This is a genomic window from Bacteroides faecichinchillae JCM 17102 (genome assembly GCF_000614145.1).
GTDB classification, from domain to species: Bacteria; Bacteroidota; Bacteroidia; order Bacteroidales; family Bacteroidaceae; genus Bacteroides; species Bacteroides faecichinchillae.
Window position 1 is genome coordinate 38,159 of record NZ_BAKK01000009.1, and the last position, 17,459, is coordinate 55,617.

Below are 17,459 nucleotides of genomic sequence, written 5' to 3' on the forward strand. Positions count from 1 at the left end.
GAGATAAAATTACCAATTGGTAATTTTTATAGGCTGATCTCTTTAAAGTCTCCTCCCACTGTGGTAAAAATAATCGGTATTTTCACACGATTCCCTTTTATTCAGATAGTTGATAAGGCTATTTGAAAACAACTCGTAGATCAAGAAGGCGAATTTATGGATAACCCTCATTGAAGGGTATGTTTATTTTATGCGTACTCTCATCTCCTGAGCATCGAACGTGACAGACTCGTTCCGGAAAAGTCTTTCGATATGTCCACTAGTTATCATTTCGGGAGTAAGAAGGGAGTATAATTGCGGATTGTCTATCAACATGATAGAGTCACAAAGAGATAGAGCGATATCCAGATCATGCGTGGAGAAGATGATACATTTTCCTTTTTTCTCTGCCAATTTCTTGAGGAGCAGACACAGTTCATAGCGGTTAGGTAAATCAAGGAAAGCTGTCGGTTCATCAAGCAGAATAACGGGAGTATCTTGAGCAAGCGCTCTTGCAATCATGATACGTTGGCACTCTCCGTCTGACATTTTATCCATGGTCTTTTCAGCATAATCAGTCATACCTACCAATCGCATGGCTTCATCTACTTGCACTTTATCTTCCGATTGTAATTGTCCCAGCCAGTTGGTATAAGGAGCACGACCTAATGACACGACATCTTCACAACGTAAATTGGCAATACGCACTTTATCAGTGGTTACAAAGCTAATATTACGCGCAAGTTCTTCCGGCTTGAGTAACGAAATATTTTTATTTTTAAGAAGAATTTCTCCTTTCAAAGGCTTCTCCAATCCCATTATGGCACGAAGTAGTGTACTTTTTCCCGTACCATTGCGTCCTAATAAAGCAATAAGTTGGCTTCCTGCAATTTGAGTGGAAACTTTATCCAACAGCGTACGCTGTCCATATCCTAGTGCAAGTTCTTTGAATTGAATCATTTGATTATACGCAGATTTTTAGCTATTACCCATAAAATAACCGGTACTCCCAGTAAGGCAGTAATACAATTGACCGGTAATAAAAACTTCTTCGCGATAATGTCACAAAGTAACATACTGATCAGGCCTGTCAGCATCGTGCCTGGTACTAGTACTCGATGGTCAGCATTATTGAATAATAGTCGTGTAATGTGTGGAACGGCTAGACCAATGAATCCTACGGGACCGCAAAAGGCAGTTACTGTTCCGGTCAATAGAGCAGTAGATAAGAAGATTAGAGTGCGTGAACGTTTAATGTTCATTCCCATACTACGGGCATAATTTTCACCTAATAACAATAAATTAAGTGCTTTAATACAAGCAATAGAAATTAGTAATCCAATAAATAATATGGGGATCATTATACATAGTTGGGTAACAGTAATATGGCTAAGCGATCCCATTGACCATAAAGTAAACATTTTCAATTGTTCAGCGGAACTCAAATATTGTAATATCTGAATAATAGCACCTGCTACATAACCGATCATTACTCCCATAATCAGAACACCCAAAATGTTTTTAACTTTCTGGCTGATGATGGCCACACCCACTAAAATAACAACTGCACCTATCCAGCCCGAACCTACGACTCCCAGTGATTGTAATAATGGGAATTCAACCCAACCTAGTAATGGAGCGCCTAATATAAATAATGCTACTCCTAAACCGGCACCAGAGCTTACACCGAGCAGATAAGGATCTGCCAGTGGATTTTGAAATACTGTCTGCATCTGTAAGCCACTTACTGAAAGGGCTACACCGACCAGAACTGCAACTATTACTCGTAATAGTCGGATAGAAAATAAAATGTTGCGTGTCATTTCATCACATTCGCCTCCCGTAAATACAGCCCATATTTTGGAAATTGGTATGAAAGTGTCCCCTGTTACCATATCTGTTATTATTAATAATATAGCAACTATTCCTAAAACTATGAATAAGAGTGATATGGATCTGCGATTCTGTTTCATTCTAAATGTCTATAATAATAAAGTGAATCGAATACAAGTTCCGGATGGAAAATATGAATGAGGTCACGTAGTACAATGTCTGGATGTACTACTGCGGATTCCCAATAATCATTGCCACCTGTCGGAGTGAGTCGTAAATTATTGTTATATACAGCCTTTTCTTGTACTGCTTTTGCATCTGCGAATTTAGGATTCACAATTTTTAATTCATCCAATGTAGAAACAGAGCCTACATTAATCCAAAAATCTGCTTTTTGTATAAGTCCGTATGCTGTTTCCAGTCCGATAGGAGAGGAAATATTGGAATTGTTCTCTTTATAGATGTAGTCCGCACCCGCATCGGTAACTAGTTGTGCCATGTAACTTTGAGTTGAAGGCATAACCCAACTGTCGTTCCAAGGTGTATTGAACATGACTGTTGGGCGCTGGGTTATTGAATCTGTAAGGGATTTGAGTGCATAATAGCGTTTGGGTATTTCCTGAAATACTTCGATACCCTTTTCCCGACTGTCTGTTATTTCAGATAGGGCAACGAGCCATTCAGCTTTTCCAAGTGGTGATTCTTCAAGGTATTCACCAACATACATATAAGGGATAAATAGTTCTTTCAGTTTATCCGTTACGGCTGTTTGTTCATCTCCAATACCGTATAATAGGACGACATCCGGTTTTAATCCTAGTAATAATTCATAATTGATCTCTGCGCCCATATCTTTAATTGAATCTTTATGTGCCGAATGTAGGGATTGGATATATAATCAATGCCGGATGCGCCAATAATTCGGTCGGTCTGTCCCAATATATCAAACATGGCAATGTAAGATGAGCCATACAAACGATACGTTTGGCCCCGGCGGAAATTACAGGTCCGGTAAACCCTGTAGGAGGACGTTCTCCATGACGGGAAATGAAATAATACATTTCCACATCTTTGGCTCCTTGCCATGGGTTGGATACTTGTATCAAGGTACTTTGGATATTGTTCGCACCTAATATTTTGAATCCGGAAGCATATTGTGGAGTATATAATTCATGTTGAAATGCTTCCAAAAATGTTTTTTTACTGGGTATGCAACTAGCCAGAAAAAATAGGCAGAGCATTGGGAAGTATGAAATAGAATATTTTGTCATATTGTATGGGCTGATTCTATAATTATTATATTCTTTCTTATCTTATTTTTTCCATCGTGGATTGATACAGATTGTTAAACCATAATTTCTCCTTGGCATTGGACGACTTAATACTGATACATATTCTTCATTGAATAGATTGTAAACAGAAGCTTTAATAGATACAGCAGTCTGTTTCCATCTGAACCTTTTTTCTAAAGAAATGTCGTTCATATAGTAAGGAATTAATTCATCTCGTCTGGTATACAGTTCATTACTTGAAGTAGTGTATCTTTTGCTATAATAATTATATTTATAGATTAGATAGAAATCTTTCCAACTTAATTGTCCCATAATAGCGGATGAATATTCGGGAATATAAACAAGTTGTTTCCCTACAGATACATCTTCCGTACCAACCGGATCTCCGTTGTTAATAGCTTTTGTATGATTCCAGTTGGCATCCAGCCACAATGTCCAGTCGCCTAATCGCAATGATGCCTTTCCTTTAAGTTCGATACCATAACTATGAACTTGTTTTATGTTACGAGGAGTCCAATAGCCTTTAGGATGAACCACCCATAAAATCCAATTGTCAATATATGAGTCGAAAGCGGTAATTTCTCCTTTTAATGAGAAACATTCATCCGATTTTAATGTAAATTCGACTCCTGTATCATATGTGAATCCTTTTTCTGATAATAAGTCCGGATTTCCGCCGGGTTGAAAATAAAGATCGTTCAGAGTAGGGTAACGGTAATTGCGCGCTATAGAAGCTTTAAACATCAATCCATAGCGTGGCCAAAGTGTTATGTCAAGAAAACCGGCTGGTATGAAAGGAGTGAATTTGTCATCGTAGAATGTCTCTCGTAAGTCAACAGCCAGCCCTATACGGGAACAAGGACGATAGCGTATTGTTGCAAGTGCTGTTGCCTCGGGACGAGTCTCTTGATATCCCGGATGGTAAGCATTTACTTCTAAATTCTTACTATCTACATAATTGAATTTTCCATCTATGTATCCACCTATCATCCATTTCTCAGATGGAAGATATTCAGCATTTCCTGATACAAATCCTGAATAAATATAGCTACTTGCATCTTGCATTCTACTCATTTGCTCTTCGCCTATTCTAATATCATACGTGTATAACATATGAGTATATGTATATCCCAATTTACTGGATATCTTTAATTTTTCTGAGGTTTTGTCCCAACAGCCTACTCCGCGAAAAGTCGTTTCTTTTTGGCGGGTTTTATAATCATTGTCATTGCGTTGGTCGGTAGTAAGCATTGGAATACCACGATTGGAATTCATAAGCCAGGCAGCAAGTGAAAATTTATTGCCATCTTTACGATTATAGTAAAGCTCTTGTAATATATGAAAGTCTTGGTATTGGCAATTTTTATTTTTGGTTTTTTCAAAGTCCTTATTGTAACTGCCATCATCGTTTATTATTGCTTTTTCATAATTGGTGTATTTAAAATCATTTTTTGAGTGTGCTAAATAGATGCGAGTGGAACTTTGCCATTTTTCTCCTCCATAACGGAAATGAAGAAAATCATCAAATGTTCGGTAACTGCTGATACCTTGTATGAATTTTAAATCATATCCTTTAAATTTTTCCGGGCTTGTTCCTAATGTAATTGCACCTCCCAAACCACTGCCGGATACATTCACTGAACTTGCGCCGTGCCACAAACTCATATCATCAACAAAATATGACGGAATAAGTGAGAAGTCTACTTGTCCCATCATTGGAGAATTGATATTCATTCCGTTCCAGAGTACCTGTGTGTGAGAAGGAGAGGTGCCGCGGAAAGAGGCGGTTGCCATAGTTCCTCTACCATAACTTTTAATAAAAATAGAGGTGTTTTGTGACAATATATCCGCTAAGCTGTTAGTGATACTTTCGCGAAGGATAAGAGTGTCGAGTACGGTTTTTGTGGTTCCAATATCTTTAAATGGGCGTTTACCAATAATCGTTATTGTGTCCAGACGTAGTTGCCATGCCACTTTATTGTCCTGCCCCTGAATAGAGAAGATACAACAGAATAGAAGTACTATACTTATCTTTATTTTATCTTCCATGTTTATTGATTGTTATATTGAAAGCAAAAGGCGCCTGGTGTAATGCCAACTTTGAATGTATCTACTGGTTCTCCTTTGGGAGTAAAACGATAGATAACTCCTGGTTGTTGGTAATCTATAGCATCTGCCACATATACTTCAGATGTGTTGGGATCTACTGTTAGCCCATAATAAATACTATTGTTTGCCGGTGCTTTTAGAAAAGGACGCACTGGAACCCGAGAATCAGTTACATCCATGCACCAGATATCTTCTGAAATGAAATATAGAGTATCTCGTTCGCCGTTTAATGCTACTTCAGATGCTCTTTTTTCTTTGTTAAAACTGTAAAATCTAGTAGCTTTTTGTGAAGCGGCATCTATTTTATAAAGAGTAGGCTCCTCATAATTATAAGGACTACCTTCATATCCCCCATCGGTTATTGTCCATATTTGTCCGTATTTATCGAGGACGAGTGATGTAGGCTGTATGCCTACAGTGATTTCGTTTACCACTTGGTCTGTTTCAGTATCTATCACCAGTATTTTGTTATCATAAGACCAACAGTTTGTGAATACATATTTTCCGTATTGTACCATTTGTTCTGTTGACTGATGTCCTTTTGTTTCGATAGTTCCTGTCTTTTGTAAAGTTTGAGGATTGAATATGGTAATTGCTGAAGCGTATAGATCGGTAATGTATGCTTTTGTATCACTTACAAAATGTATGTAACGAGGGGAAGTTAAATTTGTAATACCGCCCAATATCTCAAAAGTTTGCAGGTCTATCACATATACTGCTCCGGAATTATTGACTACGACATAACCTTTGCCGTTGTGTACAGTCATTGATTGTGCTACATCACCCAATTTTCTCCCATTTGCACGAAAGAAAACATCATTTTCTATCTTTTTGGTTTCGGGATTATAATAGGAAAGGCTGGCATTGCCATATTGAAAATTCCCTTCATTGGTGATAAATAATCCGTTGCCGGAAATTTCAAAAGGCTTTTTATCAAATGGATCATAATCCATGCACGATGCTACGGCAAAGAATAAAAGAAGGATAGGAATAATGAACTGAGTCTTTTGCTTCATAATCTGCTGTTTACCAAAATCTATGTATCATAGACATATTTATTCTTCGGAATTATTAACCAAAGTAATAATTGAATTTACAGTGAGCGGCAAACTAAGAAAAATGTCAATAGAAAAAGTCTTTCTGACACAAAGCGTATGTGAGAAAAAGGATTAATGAACTACTTCCTGAATGCCGCAGGAGTAAAATGCAAACGAAAGAGGCAGGTCTTCTGACTTATTCCCTTATTCGGTAGCGCCTTCCCAGAGAAGATTTCCAGTGACAATTTGCTCCAAATTGCATGATTTTGTAATCCATGCGGGAAAATACAGCAGCGGCTACTGTTACCGATTATCACGGTATTCCCTTTTGTCTCTTTCAGAGAACCACTTTCGTGGGTGCAAAGATAGTCATCTTTTCTTAGATGATTATCTTTTTAATGAGATAAAGTAAGGAAGATCAATGTTGTTCTTCCTTACTTAAGATATTGAATAGATTTTAAAGAATCTCTTTCTCGCTTATAATGCGACAGCTATATCATCTATACAAAAATAAGCAGGAGTATTCATTCCATAATCTCCGATATCAGAACTATTCATAGAGAATTGGATTTTGTGTACTTTACCCAATGATGATAGATCTACACGTTTCCATTCGGTTAACACACCTCCTGCATCTGACTTGCGAAAATCAGCTAGATAAGCCTCTACTTCACTTGTCTTCTCACCAGCTGCATTAAATCCTTGAATTGTTATTTTGAGCCAATCATTATCTTCAAAGGAAAACTTTTTAGCTGTATTATCACCTTGCAACATAGAAAGTGCAGCGTAACTACTGTTGGCTATGTACAAATGGTCAATGATGTATTCTGCATTATCGTCTATAAAATCTATAGAAGTTGCTTCTTCTCCTGAAAAGGAACTGTAATAAACGACAGCAAATGTTTTAGAATGGTTATGTCCACCGTTTTTCTGGTTATGGTCACCATAATATACACTACATTGATTAGTATATAGTTTTGTTTCTTTGTCATTCCATTGAGAGATTGCAATACCTCCATTATAGAATTCGTTACTGGTATGGAAGAACAAACCGGATTCTAGATCGTCGTATCCACCATAAAGATATTCGCCTGTATAATCCGAATATAGGTTTTCTCCGTAAGAAGTCGGGCCTGCCAGATAACTCTCATCTGCATTTTCAAAAGTTACATAATGGAATACCTTTACTTCGAAAGAAGCATTCAAAGTCGATTGGTCATCTCCGGTAGCAACAATCTCGATTTTTCCACTTTTTAAGATATTAGCAGTTCCCTTTTGAGGGGCAACCACTGTCAGGATACCATCTTTGAGAGAAGTATTCCATCCTTCAGGTTGTTTGATGGCAGTTGAACTCACATTTTGCAGCTTAACTTCAAAAGTTCTACTTTCTGCATAATTGAAGTCTTCGATAGAAGCAGCGGTAATCTTTAAAGAAGATTTTCCTTTGGGGATTGAATTATCATCCGAACAAGCAGCCAATAGGCATACTGTAACTAAAAAGAGAAGATACTTTTTCATACGTTTCATATATAGTTAATAAATTATTGTCTCGCAAAAGAAAGCAAACAAAAGCTGCGTCAGACAATATTGTTTTTATATGATAGATGAAATGCTATCTGATATGAAGACAATGATCATCGGTGCTCTCGTTGCTCGCAAGAGTTATTCCTTTTTTGTATAGGTAGGTCTTCTGACTCATTTCTTAATAGATACGCCTTCCCAATCTTGTTAAGACCAGTGGCTTTTTTTCTCTATATATTCCCCTATTAATAGGAGAAATGAAATTTACAGCAGCGAGAACTGTTGCCGGTTTACACGACATTCCCTTTTAATCTTTCCGTAGACATCTGTCGGAAAGAACCTTAACGGCACAAAGATAGTATTTTTTTGAGAATTGGAAAAGAAGTGTAATGTTAAATGTTAGAAGTGAGTATTTTATATAAAAAAGTTGAAGACATTTAATTAGGGAGTGTAAGGATAACATTGTGTAAGGATATAATTAGTGCTTAAATTTGCCTTTTTTACAGCCTTTTTCTCTTGAATCACTTTTATATTGTGTACTTTTACCACCTTAGAACTTGAAATCACTTTTTAGGTTATTTCAGATTAATGTGGTGTGGAAAAATGAAAAAGAATAGACTTAACTCCTTTATGCTTGCCGGTACAGGAAGTGATGTAGGCAAAAGTGTTTTAGCTGCGGCATTTTGTCGTATTTTGAAGCAGGATGGTTATACACCTGCCCCATTCAAAGCACAAAATATGGCACTGAATTCTTATGTTACGCCTGAAGGTTTGGAGATTGGACGGGCACAAGCTGTTCAAGCGGAAGCAGCGGGAGTGTCTTGTCACACTGACATGAATCCACTATTACTGAAACCTAGTACAGAACAGACTGCCCAAGTGATACTAGGTGGGAAACCGATTGGTGACCGTAATGTATATGAATTCTTTCAGAAAGAAAATCGTAAAGAACTTCGGAAAGTGGTAAATGCTGCTTATGATAGATTGGCCAACCAATTTAATCCTATTGTAATGGAGGGGGCCGGAAGTATTTCTGAGATTAATTTCCGGGATTGTGATTTGGTTAATATGTCGATGGCGAAACATGCTGGAGCTGATGTATTTCTTGTTGCGAATATTGATCGAGGTGGTGTCTTTGCTAGTGTATATGGCTCTGTCTTGTTACAGACATCGGAAGAACGTTCACTCATTAAAGGGATTATAATCAATAAGTTTAGGGGAGATATTCGTCTGTTTGAACGGGGAGTCAAGATGCTGGAAAAACTTTGTGGAATTCCTGTGTTGGGAGTTATTCCTTATTTCAAAGGGATTTATATAGAAGAAGAGGACTCTGTAATGCTTGAATGTAAGAATCGGGAAGCTATGGTCGGCAAGATAAATATAGCCGTAATATTGTTAAGGCATCTTTCTAATTTTACTGACTTTAATATATTGGAAAGAGATGAACGGGTACATTTGTACTACACCAACAATGTGGATGATATAGAGAAGGCTAATATTGTTTTACTACCGGGAAGTAAAAATACTTTAGATGATCTTTATGAACTTCGCTGTAATGGAGTGGCACAAGCCATTCTTAAAGCTCATCAGAGAGGAGCGACAGTTATGGGAATTTGTGGAGGCTATCAAATGATGGGACTGGAAGTTCGGGATCCGCAAGGAGTAGAAGGAGATTTCAACTGTTTACCGGGTCTAGGATTGCTTCCTGTGATTACCAGTATGCAAGGGGATAAAGTAACTCGGCAAGTGAGTTTTACTTTTGACGGAACAGAAACAATTTGCAAAGGATATGAAATTCATATGGGAAGGACAGTACTTGTCGAAGGAGCTGTTGCTTCTTCTTTAAATCAATTGACGGACGGACGGGAAGACGGTTATCGAAACGGTCGTAAATGTTTGGGGACATATATCCATGGAATATTGGATAATCAATCGTTTATCGATTTCTTGCTCAAGCCTTATACTGATAAACTGGAACAGCACGCATTTGATTATGCCGCATTTAAAGAAGAACAATATGATAAATTGGCAGCTCATGTGAGGAAACACATCAATATGCCATTGTTCTATAGGATTTTGAAACACAACTAACATGAAAACTTATAGACTAGCCGGACTACTTTTATTTTTAATGGGGATACATGCTGTTTTGTATGCCCAACAGACAAGAACAATCAAAGGAAGGATACTGACACTGGAAACTGGAAGCAAAGAAAAACAGCCTTTACCTTCCGCAAGTGTCGTCGTATTATCAAAAAGTGATTCTGCTTTTGTAAAAGGAACGACAAGTGACAAGGAAGGTCGTTTTACGATTCGTTTTCAACCTCAGAATAAGAAGACATATTTGTTGAAAACTTCTTTTATGGGAATGCAATCTGTTTTTCTTGGCCTGAAAGATTCAACATCTGTCAATGTTGGAACAATTGTCCTGAAGGATGATGATATCCGGATTAATGAAGTAGTAGTGACTGCCAAATTAAAAGAGATAGTGATGGAAGGTGATACAACAGTAATCAATGCCGCAGCCTATAAAACGCCGGAAGGTTCTTATCTGGAGGATTTGGTGAAACGTGTTCCGGGATTAGTGTATAATAAGAATGATAAATCATTGAGTTACAACGGTCAAACGATTAGTGAAATTAATGTAAATGGAGAATCTTTCTTTTCCGGTAGTAAGGAGACTGCGTTGGAAAATCTTCCGGCAAATTTAGTCAGTAAGTTACGAGTATACGACAAACGTTCGAAAGAGGAAGAATTTACTGGTGTTGATGATGGCAAGAAAAATTATGTTCTGGATCTGCAAACTAAAGATGAACTGAATGAAACATGGTTGGTGAATGCAAAAGTCGGATTTGGTAATAATCGGAAAAAAGACCTGGAAGCACAAGCGAACTATTTTCGGAAAAATGGAGATAATATTTCATTGATGATGCGTTCTACAAATAGATACCAGAATAGTATTTATAAAGATAACATCAATAATTCGATAGGATTGAATATAACAAAGAAGTTAGGAGAAGATTTAAGATTATCGGGTAGTGTGAATTATGGTCTTAATCGGAATGGTAATATTTCTAGTACCTATCAAGAGCAATATTTGATTAGTGGTAATCAATATTCTTCTTCCGTTAGTGAAAGCAATTCTAAAAACAGAAATATATCCGGTAACTTCTTTGGAGATGGAAAAATTGATAAACGTACCCGTTTCAATTTTATGGGAAATTTTTCACTATCTCCCAATCAAGGTGAAAACAGTAATCAGAATGCAACTTTTGATGCACCTCCGGGGATTGATCAGAATAACTTTTTTGATAATTTTGAATCGATCCCTAAAGATATCAGAATCAATCGTAGTGAGAATCGTTCGCTATCTAAAGGTCAATCAAATAATTATATGTGGATGGCAAGCGTTATGAGACGAATGGATGAGAAAGGAAATACCATCATCAGCTTGAATCTTCAAAATTCAGATACTTGGGGAATAAACAAAAATTTCTCTCTTTCCAATACGACTTATTACCGTCTGAAAGATAAGTTGGGTAATGATTCTGTGCTTTTTCGAAATCAATATTTGCAATCACCTACTCGGAATGGTAATTGGCGGATGGGACTTTCTTTATCACAATTGATAGCTAAGAAGGTACGTTTGAATGCAGCGTATGCCTGGAGCACCCTGTATGAGAGAGACAATCGAGATACGTATGAACTCTCTTCTTTGACAACAGCAGATACATTCGGGAAACTTCCTAATAATTATCAGGAGGGGTATGTCGATAGTTTGAGTAATCGAAGTCGTAGTCGATTTAAAGGTCATGATCTGAGCATGGGAATTAACTATAATGACACTACATGGACACTCAATGTAATGGTAGTCGTTACTCCACAAAAGCGTACGGTTGAGAGAAAAATTGGGAAGCTTAGTGCTGATACTACTATGAATACTATCGATTACCGGCCGACGATATGGTTAGGTTGGCGAAAGAAACAACTTCAACTGAATCTGAATTATGATGGCATGACTCGTCAGCTTCTTTGTCTGATTTGATGCCTTTGACAGATAATAGTGATCCGTTGTATATCACTCGTGGAAATCCGGATCTTAAACAGATGTTTACTCATAATTTACGTCTGAGTTTTCAGAATCAAGCGAAAGGAGTATCTGCGAATGTTGGTTGGCGGATGGAACAGAATAGTGTAACTCAGGTTATGATATATGATTCACAGACGGGAGGGCGCGAGACATATCCTATGAATATCAATGGTAATTGGGGAGTAAATGCCGGAGCCAATTGGTGGAAACGTATGGGGAAATTCTTTTCTTTGCGATTGGATGCTCATGGAAATCGTGATAACAGAGTCAGTATGATCAATGAAGATAAAAGTCAAGATCCGGAAAAGAGTACAACACGTACTTCCAATCTGAATTGTGAAGCTCATCTTTCATATCAACCAGCATGGGGTGGGCTTGATTTTTCCACAGGTTGGCAATATCAGTATTCACTCAATTCGGTGAATAATAATGATACATTTACTCGAAATTATCGGTTTGGGCTTGAGAGTTATGTAGATTTACCTTTCGGACTACAACTACGGACGGACGCAACGTATGAATTTAGAGGTGGAACCAATATTCAAAAGGATGATGAGAACGAAGTTCTCTGGAATGCGGGGGCCACTTATCGTTTTCTGAAAAACAAAACTGCGGAGTTGTCAGCATATTGGTCGGATATTTTGAGTGATAAGAAAAATTATACACGTACAGTTACTTCTGATGGATTTTATGAGTATCGTAGTCAACAAATACGTGGGTATTTCATTGTAAGTTTCAAATATAACTTCCGTACAATGATGTAAGTTTTGGAAATAATTCGTATGTTTGCTTCAAAACCATAAAACAAATGTACTATGAGTGGTAATTATGTCATTAATATCGGTCGCCAGTTGGGTAGCGGCGGAAAAGAAATAGGAGAGAGGTTGGCTACCCGTTTGGGTATTGACTTCTATGATAAAGAATTGATTAATTTAGCTTCGGAAGAAAGCGGACTTTGCAAAGAATTTTTTGAAAAAGCGGATGAAAAAGCCTCCCAAGGTATTATCGGAGGTTTGTTTGGGATGCGGTTTCCTTTTATTAGTGAAGGGGCAATGCCTTGTACCAATTGTTTAAGCAATGATGCTTTGTTTAAAGTACAGAGTGATGTGATTCGTCGGTTGGCAGCTGAAAAATCTTGTGTGTTTGTTGGACGTTGTGCTGATTATATTTTAAGAGAGCACCCTCGGTGTGCAAACATCTTTATTTCAGCTTCTAAAGAAGATCGTGTTGCGCGTCTTTGTCAGATACATCGTATTGATGAAGAAGCTGCAGAAGCAATGATGGAGAAAGCTGATAAGAGGCGTTCGGAATACTATAATTATTATAGTTTTAAAACATGGGGAGCCGCTGCTACTTATCATTTATGTATTGACTCTTCATCATTGGGTATTGATGGAACCGTACGGTTTATAGAGGAATTTGTAGCAAAGAGACTTCAACTGTGAAAACATATATTGTGTGAGGAGAAAAATAAAGCCGACTTATTCATCCATGAATTTAGTCGGCTTTTCTATTTATGATAGAACTTAATTTACATCATTGCTAATAATATCATCTGCCCTGTCAGAATACGAAGAAACATTGATAATGGGTAAACAGTGGAATATCCAACTGCTGGTGCATCACTGGATGTTATCTGGTTTGAATAAGCCAATGCGGGGGGATCGGTATTGCTACCAGCTATTAATCCCATCAAAGTGAAATAGTTTACCTTGTAATATAGACGGGCAATGGCACCGATGATAAGTAATGGTATCACTGTAATCAAGAAACCGCTACCTACATAAAGTAACCCATCTCCTTCTACAACTGTTTGCACGAAATTAGCTCCTGCATCAATACCTACACTCGCAAGGAAAAGCACGATACCTATTTCGCGAAGCATCAAATTGGCACTCATAGTAGTATAAGTTACTAAATGAAGCTTATGACCAAAACGTCCGATCAAAATAGCCACTACTAATGGTCCGCCTGCCAACCCTAGCTTTAATGGAGTCGGCATGCCCGGGAAGGCAATAGGAAGGCTACCCAAAAGGATACCTAAGAAAATACCAACAAAGATAGTCACTATATTGGGTGTGTCAAGACGTTTCAATTGGTTACCTAATGCGTTGGCAACACGTTCGACAGCATCTTGTTGGCCCACTATCATAACGCGGTCACCCACTTGTAATATCAGATTAGGATCAGCAAACAAGTCCATACCGGAACGATTGACACGAGTTACGTTTACACCATACATGCTGCGGAAATGCATAGAACCTAATGTTTTTCCATTGATTTCCGGTTTGGTAACCAAGATACGACGGGATACCATTGGAAGATCTTGCTTTTCCCAATCCAATTCTACTTCTTTTCCTATAAATACAGTAATGGCGGCGGCATCTTCTTCCGAACAAACAATAAATAGCTGATCGCCCACATAGAAGAGAGTTTCATGATTCGGAATACTTACATGACCATCATGACGAATACGTGAGCATACAAAGGGACGTCCTAGGAAGTTTTTAATCTCAATCAATGTTTTTCCACTGATAGACTCATTGCGCACCTCAAGGCTCATCATATGTGGCTTGTGATGTATATCTTCACTTTGTGTTTTCAGACTTCTTCTTCCTTATTCAGATTGATGCGGAAGATATAACGGATAGCAATGATCGAGCCAATTATACCGACTACACCAAGTGGATAAGCACAGGCGTAACCAAGTGCAATCTGTGGACCGTTATAGCTTAACTGATTCAGTGCTTCGTTAGCAGCACCAAGTCCCGGAGTGTTTGTTACGGCTCCATAGAGGATACCTACCATCATTGGCAATTCAACACGTCCGTTCCAGAGATAATAAAGCCCCAGAGCAACAGCAATATTTAACACTACGATGCCTACAGCCAACAGGTTTAATGTCATTCCACCCTTCTTAAAGGAAGAGAAGAATGATGGCCCCACCTGAAGACCGATACAGAATACGAACAAGATCAATCCGAATTCGCGGATGAAATGTAGGATGCGTGTATCGGCTGTGAAGCCGAAATGTCCCATTAGGATGCCGGCAAACAAAACAAAAGTGACTCCCAGAGATACTCCGAATATCTTGATCTTACCAAGATACACACCGGCTGCCACTACGAAGGCGTAGAGGAATACGATATGTGCTACGGAGCTAGGGTCCCACAGTAAACTTTGTAACCAATCCATAATTTAATAGTAGTTTTTATGATATTTTTCTAAAAAACGGATGCAAAATTAGTCATAACATTGGAGCTAATCAAATAAATGAAGAATTAAAAATGAAGAATATCCATTTATGCAATTCTATAGATATTCAATTGTAGAAGATTACTTCTCTATTAAATTATACTATTTTTAATGATTCAAATGGTTATTCCTTTTACTGTGTACATTAATTCTTTTGGCTGCATATCGTTATTCCTTCTGGTGTATATATTAATTCGTAGGACTATAGCTCAACGAATTATTTTGTGCATAAGCGATTGTTATTCTATAAACCGAGAATCCTAAGTCTTTGCATCGTTTCCTTTAAACGGGAAAGAGTAACTTTCTGTTTGTACGAATTTTCCCTAAAAAAGATAGTCTTTTGAACTTAATGGTTATATTTGCAGATCTAACGATGGGCATTTGGGATGAAATAGATAAATATAAGGACAATATTAATTTTGTTTTAATTTTAAATAAACTATGGCAGACAAAAAAGAAAAACTCTTCTCGGACTTTTCTCCTGTCTCTACCAAACAATGGATGGAGAAGGTTACAGCCGACCTGAAAGGTGCTGATTTTGAGAAGAAGCTCGTTTGGAAAACAAACGAAGGGTTCAAAGTAAAACCTTTCTACCGTTTGGAGGACTTGGAAGGTTTGAAGACAACAAACGCACTTCCCGGAGAATTCCCTTACTTAAGAGGTACGAAGAAAAACAACAATGAATGGATGGTTCGCCAGGAAGTTAGAGTTGAGTGCCCGAAAGAAGCAAATGCAAAAGCATTGGATATTCTGAATAAAGGTGTCGATTCTCTTTCTTTTCACATAAAAGCAAAAGAACTGAATGCTGAATATATTGAAACGTTGTTAAATGATATTCAGGCTGAATGTGTAGAATTGAACTTCTCAACCTGTCAGGGACATGTTGTTGAGTTAGCTAATCTACTTGTTGCTTATTTCCAGAAGAAGGATTATGATGTGAAGAAACTGAAAGGTTCTATCAATTATGATTTCTTCAACAAGATGCTGACCCGTGGTAAGGAAAAAGGTGATATGGTACAAACTGCCAAAGCTTTGATTGAAGCTATTCAACCGCTTCCTTTTTATCGCGTAATTAATGTGAATGCATTATCTCTGAACAATGCTGGTGCGTATATTTCTCAGGAATTGGGTTATGCGTTAGCTTGGGGTAATGAATACTTGAACCAGCTGATAGATGCAGGTATACCTGCTGCTACAGTTGCCAAGAAGATAAAATTTAATTTTGGTATTAGTTCTAATTACTTCCTTGAAATTGCTAAGTTCCGTGCAGCACGTATGTTATGGGCGAATATTGTGGCTTCATATAATCCTGAATGCTTGCGTGACTGTGATAATAAAGGTCCTCAGGGAGAATGCCGCTGCGCTGCGAAGATGGTAATTCATGCTGAAACATCGACTTTCAATCTCACTTTATTTGATGCTCATGTAAACTTGCTTCGTACACAAACTGAGGCGATGAGTGCTGCGCTGGCTGGTGTTGATTCAATGACAGTTGTTCCGTTTGATAAAACTTATGAAACTCCGGATGAATTCTCTGAACGCTTGGCGCGTAACCAGCAATTATTGTTAAAAGAAGAGTCTCATTTTGATAAAGTAATTGACCCGGCTGCAGGTTCTTATTATATTGAGAATCTTACAGTATCTATTGCTAAACAGGCTTGGGAACTATTCTTGGCTGTAGAGGAAGCTGGTGGTTTTTATGCTGCGTTGAAAGCAGGAACTATTCAGGCTGCTGTAAACGAAAGCAATAAAGCTCGCCATAAAGCAGTAGCTCAACGTCGCGAGATTTTGTTGGGTACTAACCAGTTCCCTAACTTTAATGAGAAAGCTGGTGAAAAACGTCCGGTTGAAGCGAAATGTTGTTGTGGAAATGATGCTCAAACTTGTACAAAGGATGTGAATACATTAGTATTTGATCGTGCTGCCAGCGAATTTGAAGCTTTACGTCTGGAGACAGAAGCCTCTGGTAAGCGCCCGAAAGCATTTATGCTGACTATTGGTAACTTGGCTATGCGTCAGGCCCGTGCCCAATACTCTTGTAATTTCCTTGCTTGTGCAGGTTATGAAGTAATCGATAATCTTGGATTTGAAACTGTGGAAGCTGGTGTTGAAGCAGCAATGGCTGCTAAAGCAGATATCGTAGTTCTTTGTTCCAGTGATGATGAATATGCAGAATATGCTATTCCTGCTTTCAAAGCATTGAACGGACGTGCTATGTTTATTGTTGCCGGTAATCCAGCTTGTGCTGAAGAACTTAAAGCTGCAGGTATTGAGAGCTTCATCCATGTTCGTGTAAACGTATTGGATACCTTGAAAGAGTTTAACGCCAAACTATTGAAGTAA

8 protein-coding genes, 3 pseudogenes and 2 riboswitches are annotated in these 17,459 nt (G+C 38.0%); of the genes and pseudogenes, 4 read left to right on the top strand and 7 right to left on the bottom strand.

Annotated features, from left to right (window positions below; translation table 11 throughout):
• Positions 1–183: 183 nt before the first annotated feature.
• The 6 genes and pseudogenes from JCM17102_RS06555 to JCM17102_RS28890 all read right to left on the bottom strand — a co-directional run bounded on the left by JCM17102_RS06555 (position 184) and on the right by JCM17102_RS28890 (position 7,768).
• Positions 184–939 (bottom strand): ABC transporter ATP-binding protein, encoded by a 756-nt coding sequence (locus tag JCM17102_RS06555; RefSeq protein WP_025074485.1) that lies wholly within the window; start codon positions 937–939, stop codon positions 184–186.
• Positions 936–1,952 carry a FecCD family ABC transporter permease gene (locus JCM17102_RS06560; RefSeq protein WP_025074486.1) on the bottom strand — a complete coding sequence of 339 codons (1,017 nt, stop codon included), beginning with the start codon at positions 1,950–1,952 and terminating at the stop codon, positions 936–938. Before JCM17102_RS06560 ends, JCM17102_RS06555 begins: the two co-directional genes overlap by 4 nt.
• A pseudogene (locus JCM17102_RS26500) lies at positions 1,949–3,083 on the bottom strand (ABC transporter substrate-binding protein). Before JCM17102_RS26500 ends, JCM17102_RS06560 begins: the two are co-directional and overlap by 4 nt.
• Positions 3,084–3,125: 42 nt before the next feature.
• Entirely contained in the window at positions 3,126–5,153 is a 2,028-nt protein-coding gene (locus JCM17102_RS22405) for a TonB-dependent receptor (RefSeq protein WP_051572803.1), read from the bottom strand.
• A gap of 2 nt (positions 5,154–5,155) precedes the next feature.
• Complete coding sequence (locus JCM17102_RS06575; RefSeq protein ID WP_033886589.1) at positions 5,156–6,229, bottom strand: YncE family protein; 1,074 nt, start codon at positions 6,227–6,229, stop codon at positions 5,156–5,158.
• 185 nt (positions 6,230–6,414) lie between these two features.
• Positions 6,415–6,615, bottom strand: a riboswitch (cobalamin riboswitch).
• A 112-nt stretch (positions 6,616–6,727) separates the two neighbouring features.
• On the bottom strand, positions 6,728–7,768 hold the full coding sequence (locus JCM17102_RS28890) for a DUF4465 domain-containing protein (RefSeq protein WP_159106309.1): 1,041 nt from the start codon (positions 7,766–7,768) through the stop codon (positions 6,728–6,730).
• A gap of 145 nt (positions 7,769–7,913) precedes the next feature.
• Positions 7,914–8,130, bottom strand: a riboswitch (cobalamin riboswitch).
• A 244-nt stretch (positions 8,131–8,374) separates the two neighbouring features.
• Here JCM17102_RS28890 and JCM17102_RS06585 point away from each other — a divergent pair.
• The 3 genes and pseudogenes from JCM17102_RS06585 (at position 8,375) to JCM17102_RS06595 (ending at position 13,306) form a co-directional block, all read left to right on the top strand.
• A complete protein-coding gene (locus JCM17102_RS06585; RefSeq protein WP_025074489.1) occupies positions 8,375–9,862 on the top strand; it encodes a cobyric acid synthase in 1,488 nt (495 codons plus the stop codon).
• Between the two features lies 1 nt (position 9,863).
• Positions 9,864–12,625, top strand: a pseudogene (locus JCM17102_RS26505) (outer membrane beta-barrel protein).
• A 51-nt stretch (positions 12,626–12,676) separates the two neighbouring features.
• On the top strand, positions 12,677–13,306 hold the full coding sequence (locus tag JCM17102_RS06595; RefSeq protein WP_025074490.1) for a cytidylate kinase-like family protein: 630 nt from the start codon (positions 12,677–12,679) through the stop codon (positions 13,304–13,306).
• 86 nt (positions 13,307–13,392) lie between these two features.
• Here JCM17102_RS06595 and JCM17102_RS26510 read toward each other — a convergent pair.
• Positions 13,393–15,056, bottom strand: a pseudogene (locus tag JCM17102_RS26510) (putative transporter).
• A gap of 501 nt (positions 15,057–15,557) precedes the next feature.
• On the opposite strand from JCM17102_RS26510, the gene mutA reads away from it, so the two are divergent.
• Complete coding sequence (gene mutA / locus JCM17102_RS06605) at positions 15,558–17,459, top strand: methylmalonyl-CoA mutase small subunit (protein WP_025074491.1); 1,902 nt, start codon at positions 15,558–15,560, stop codon at positions 17,457–17,459.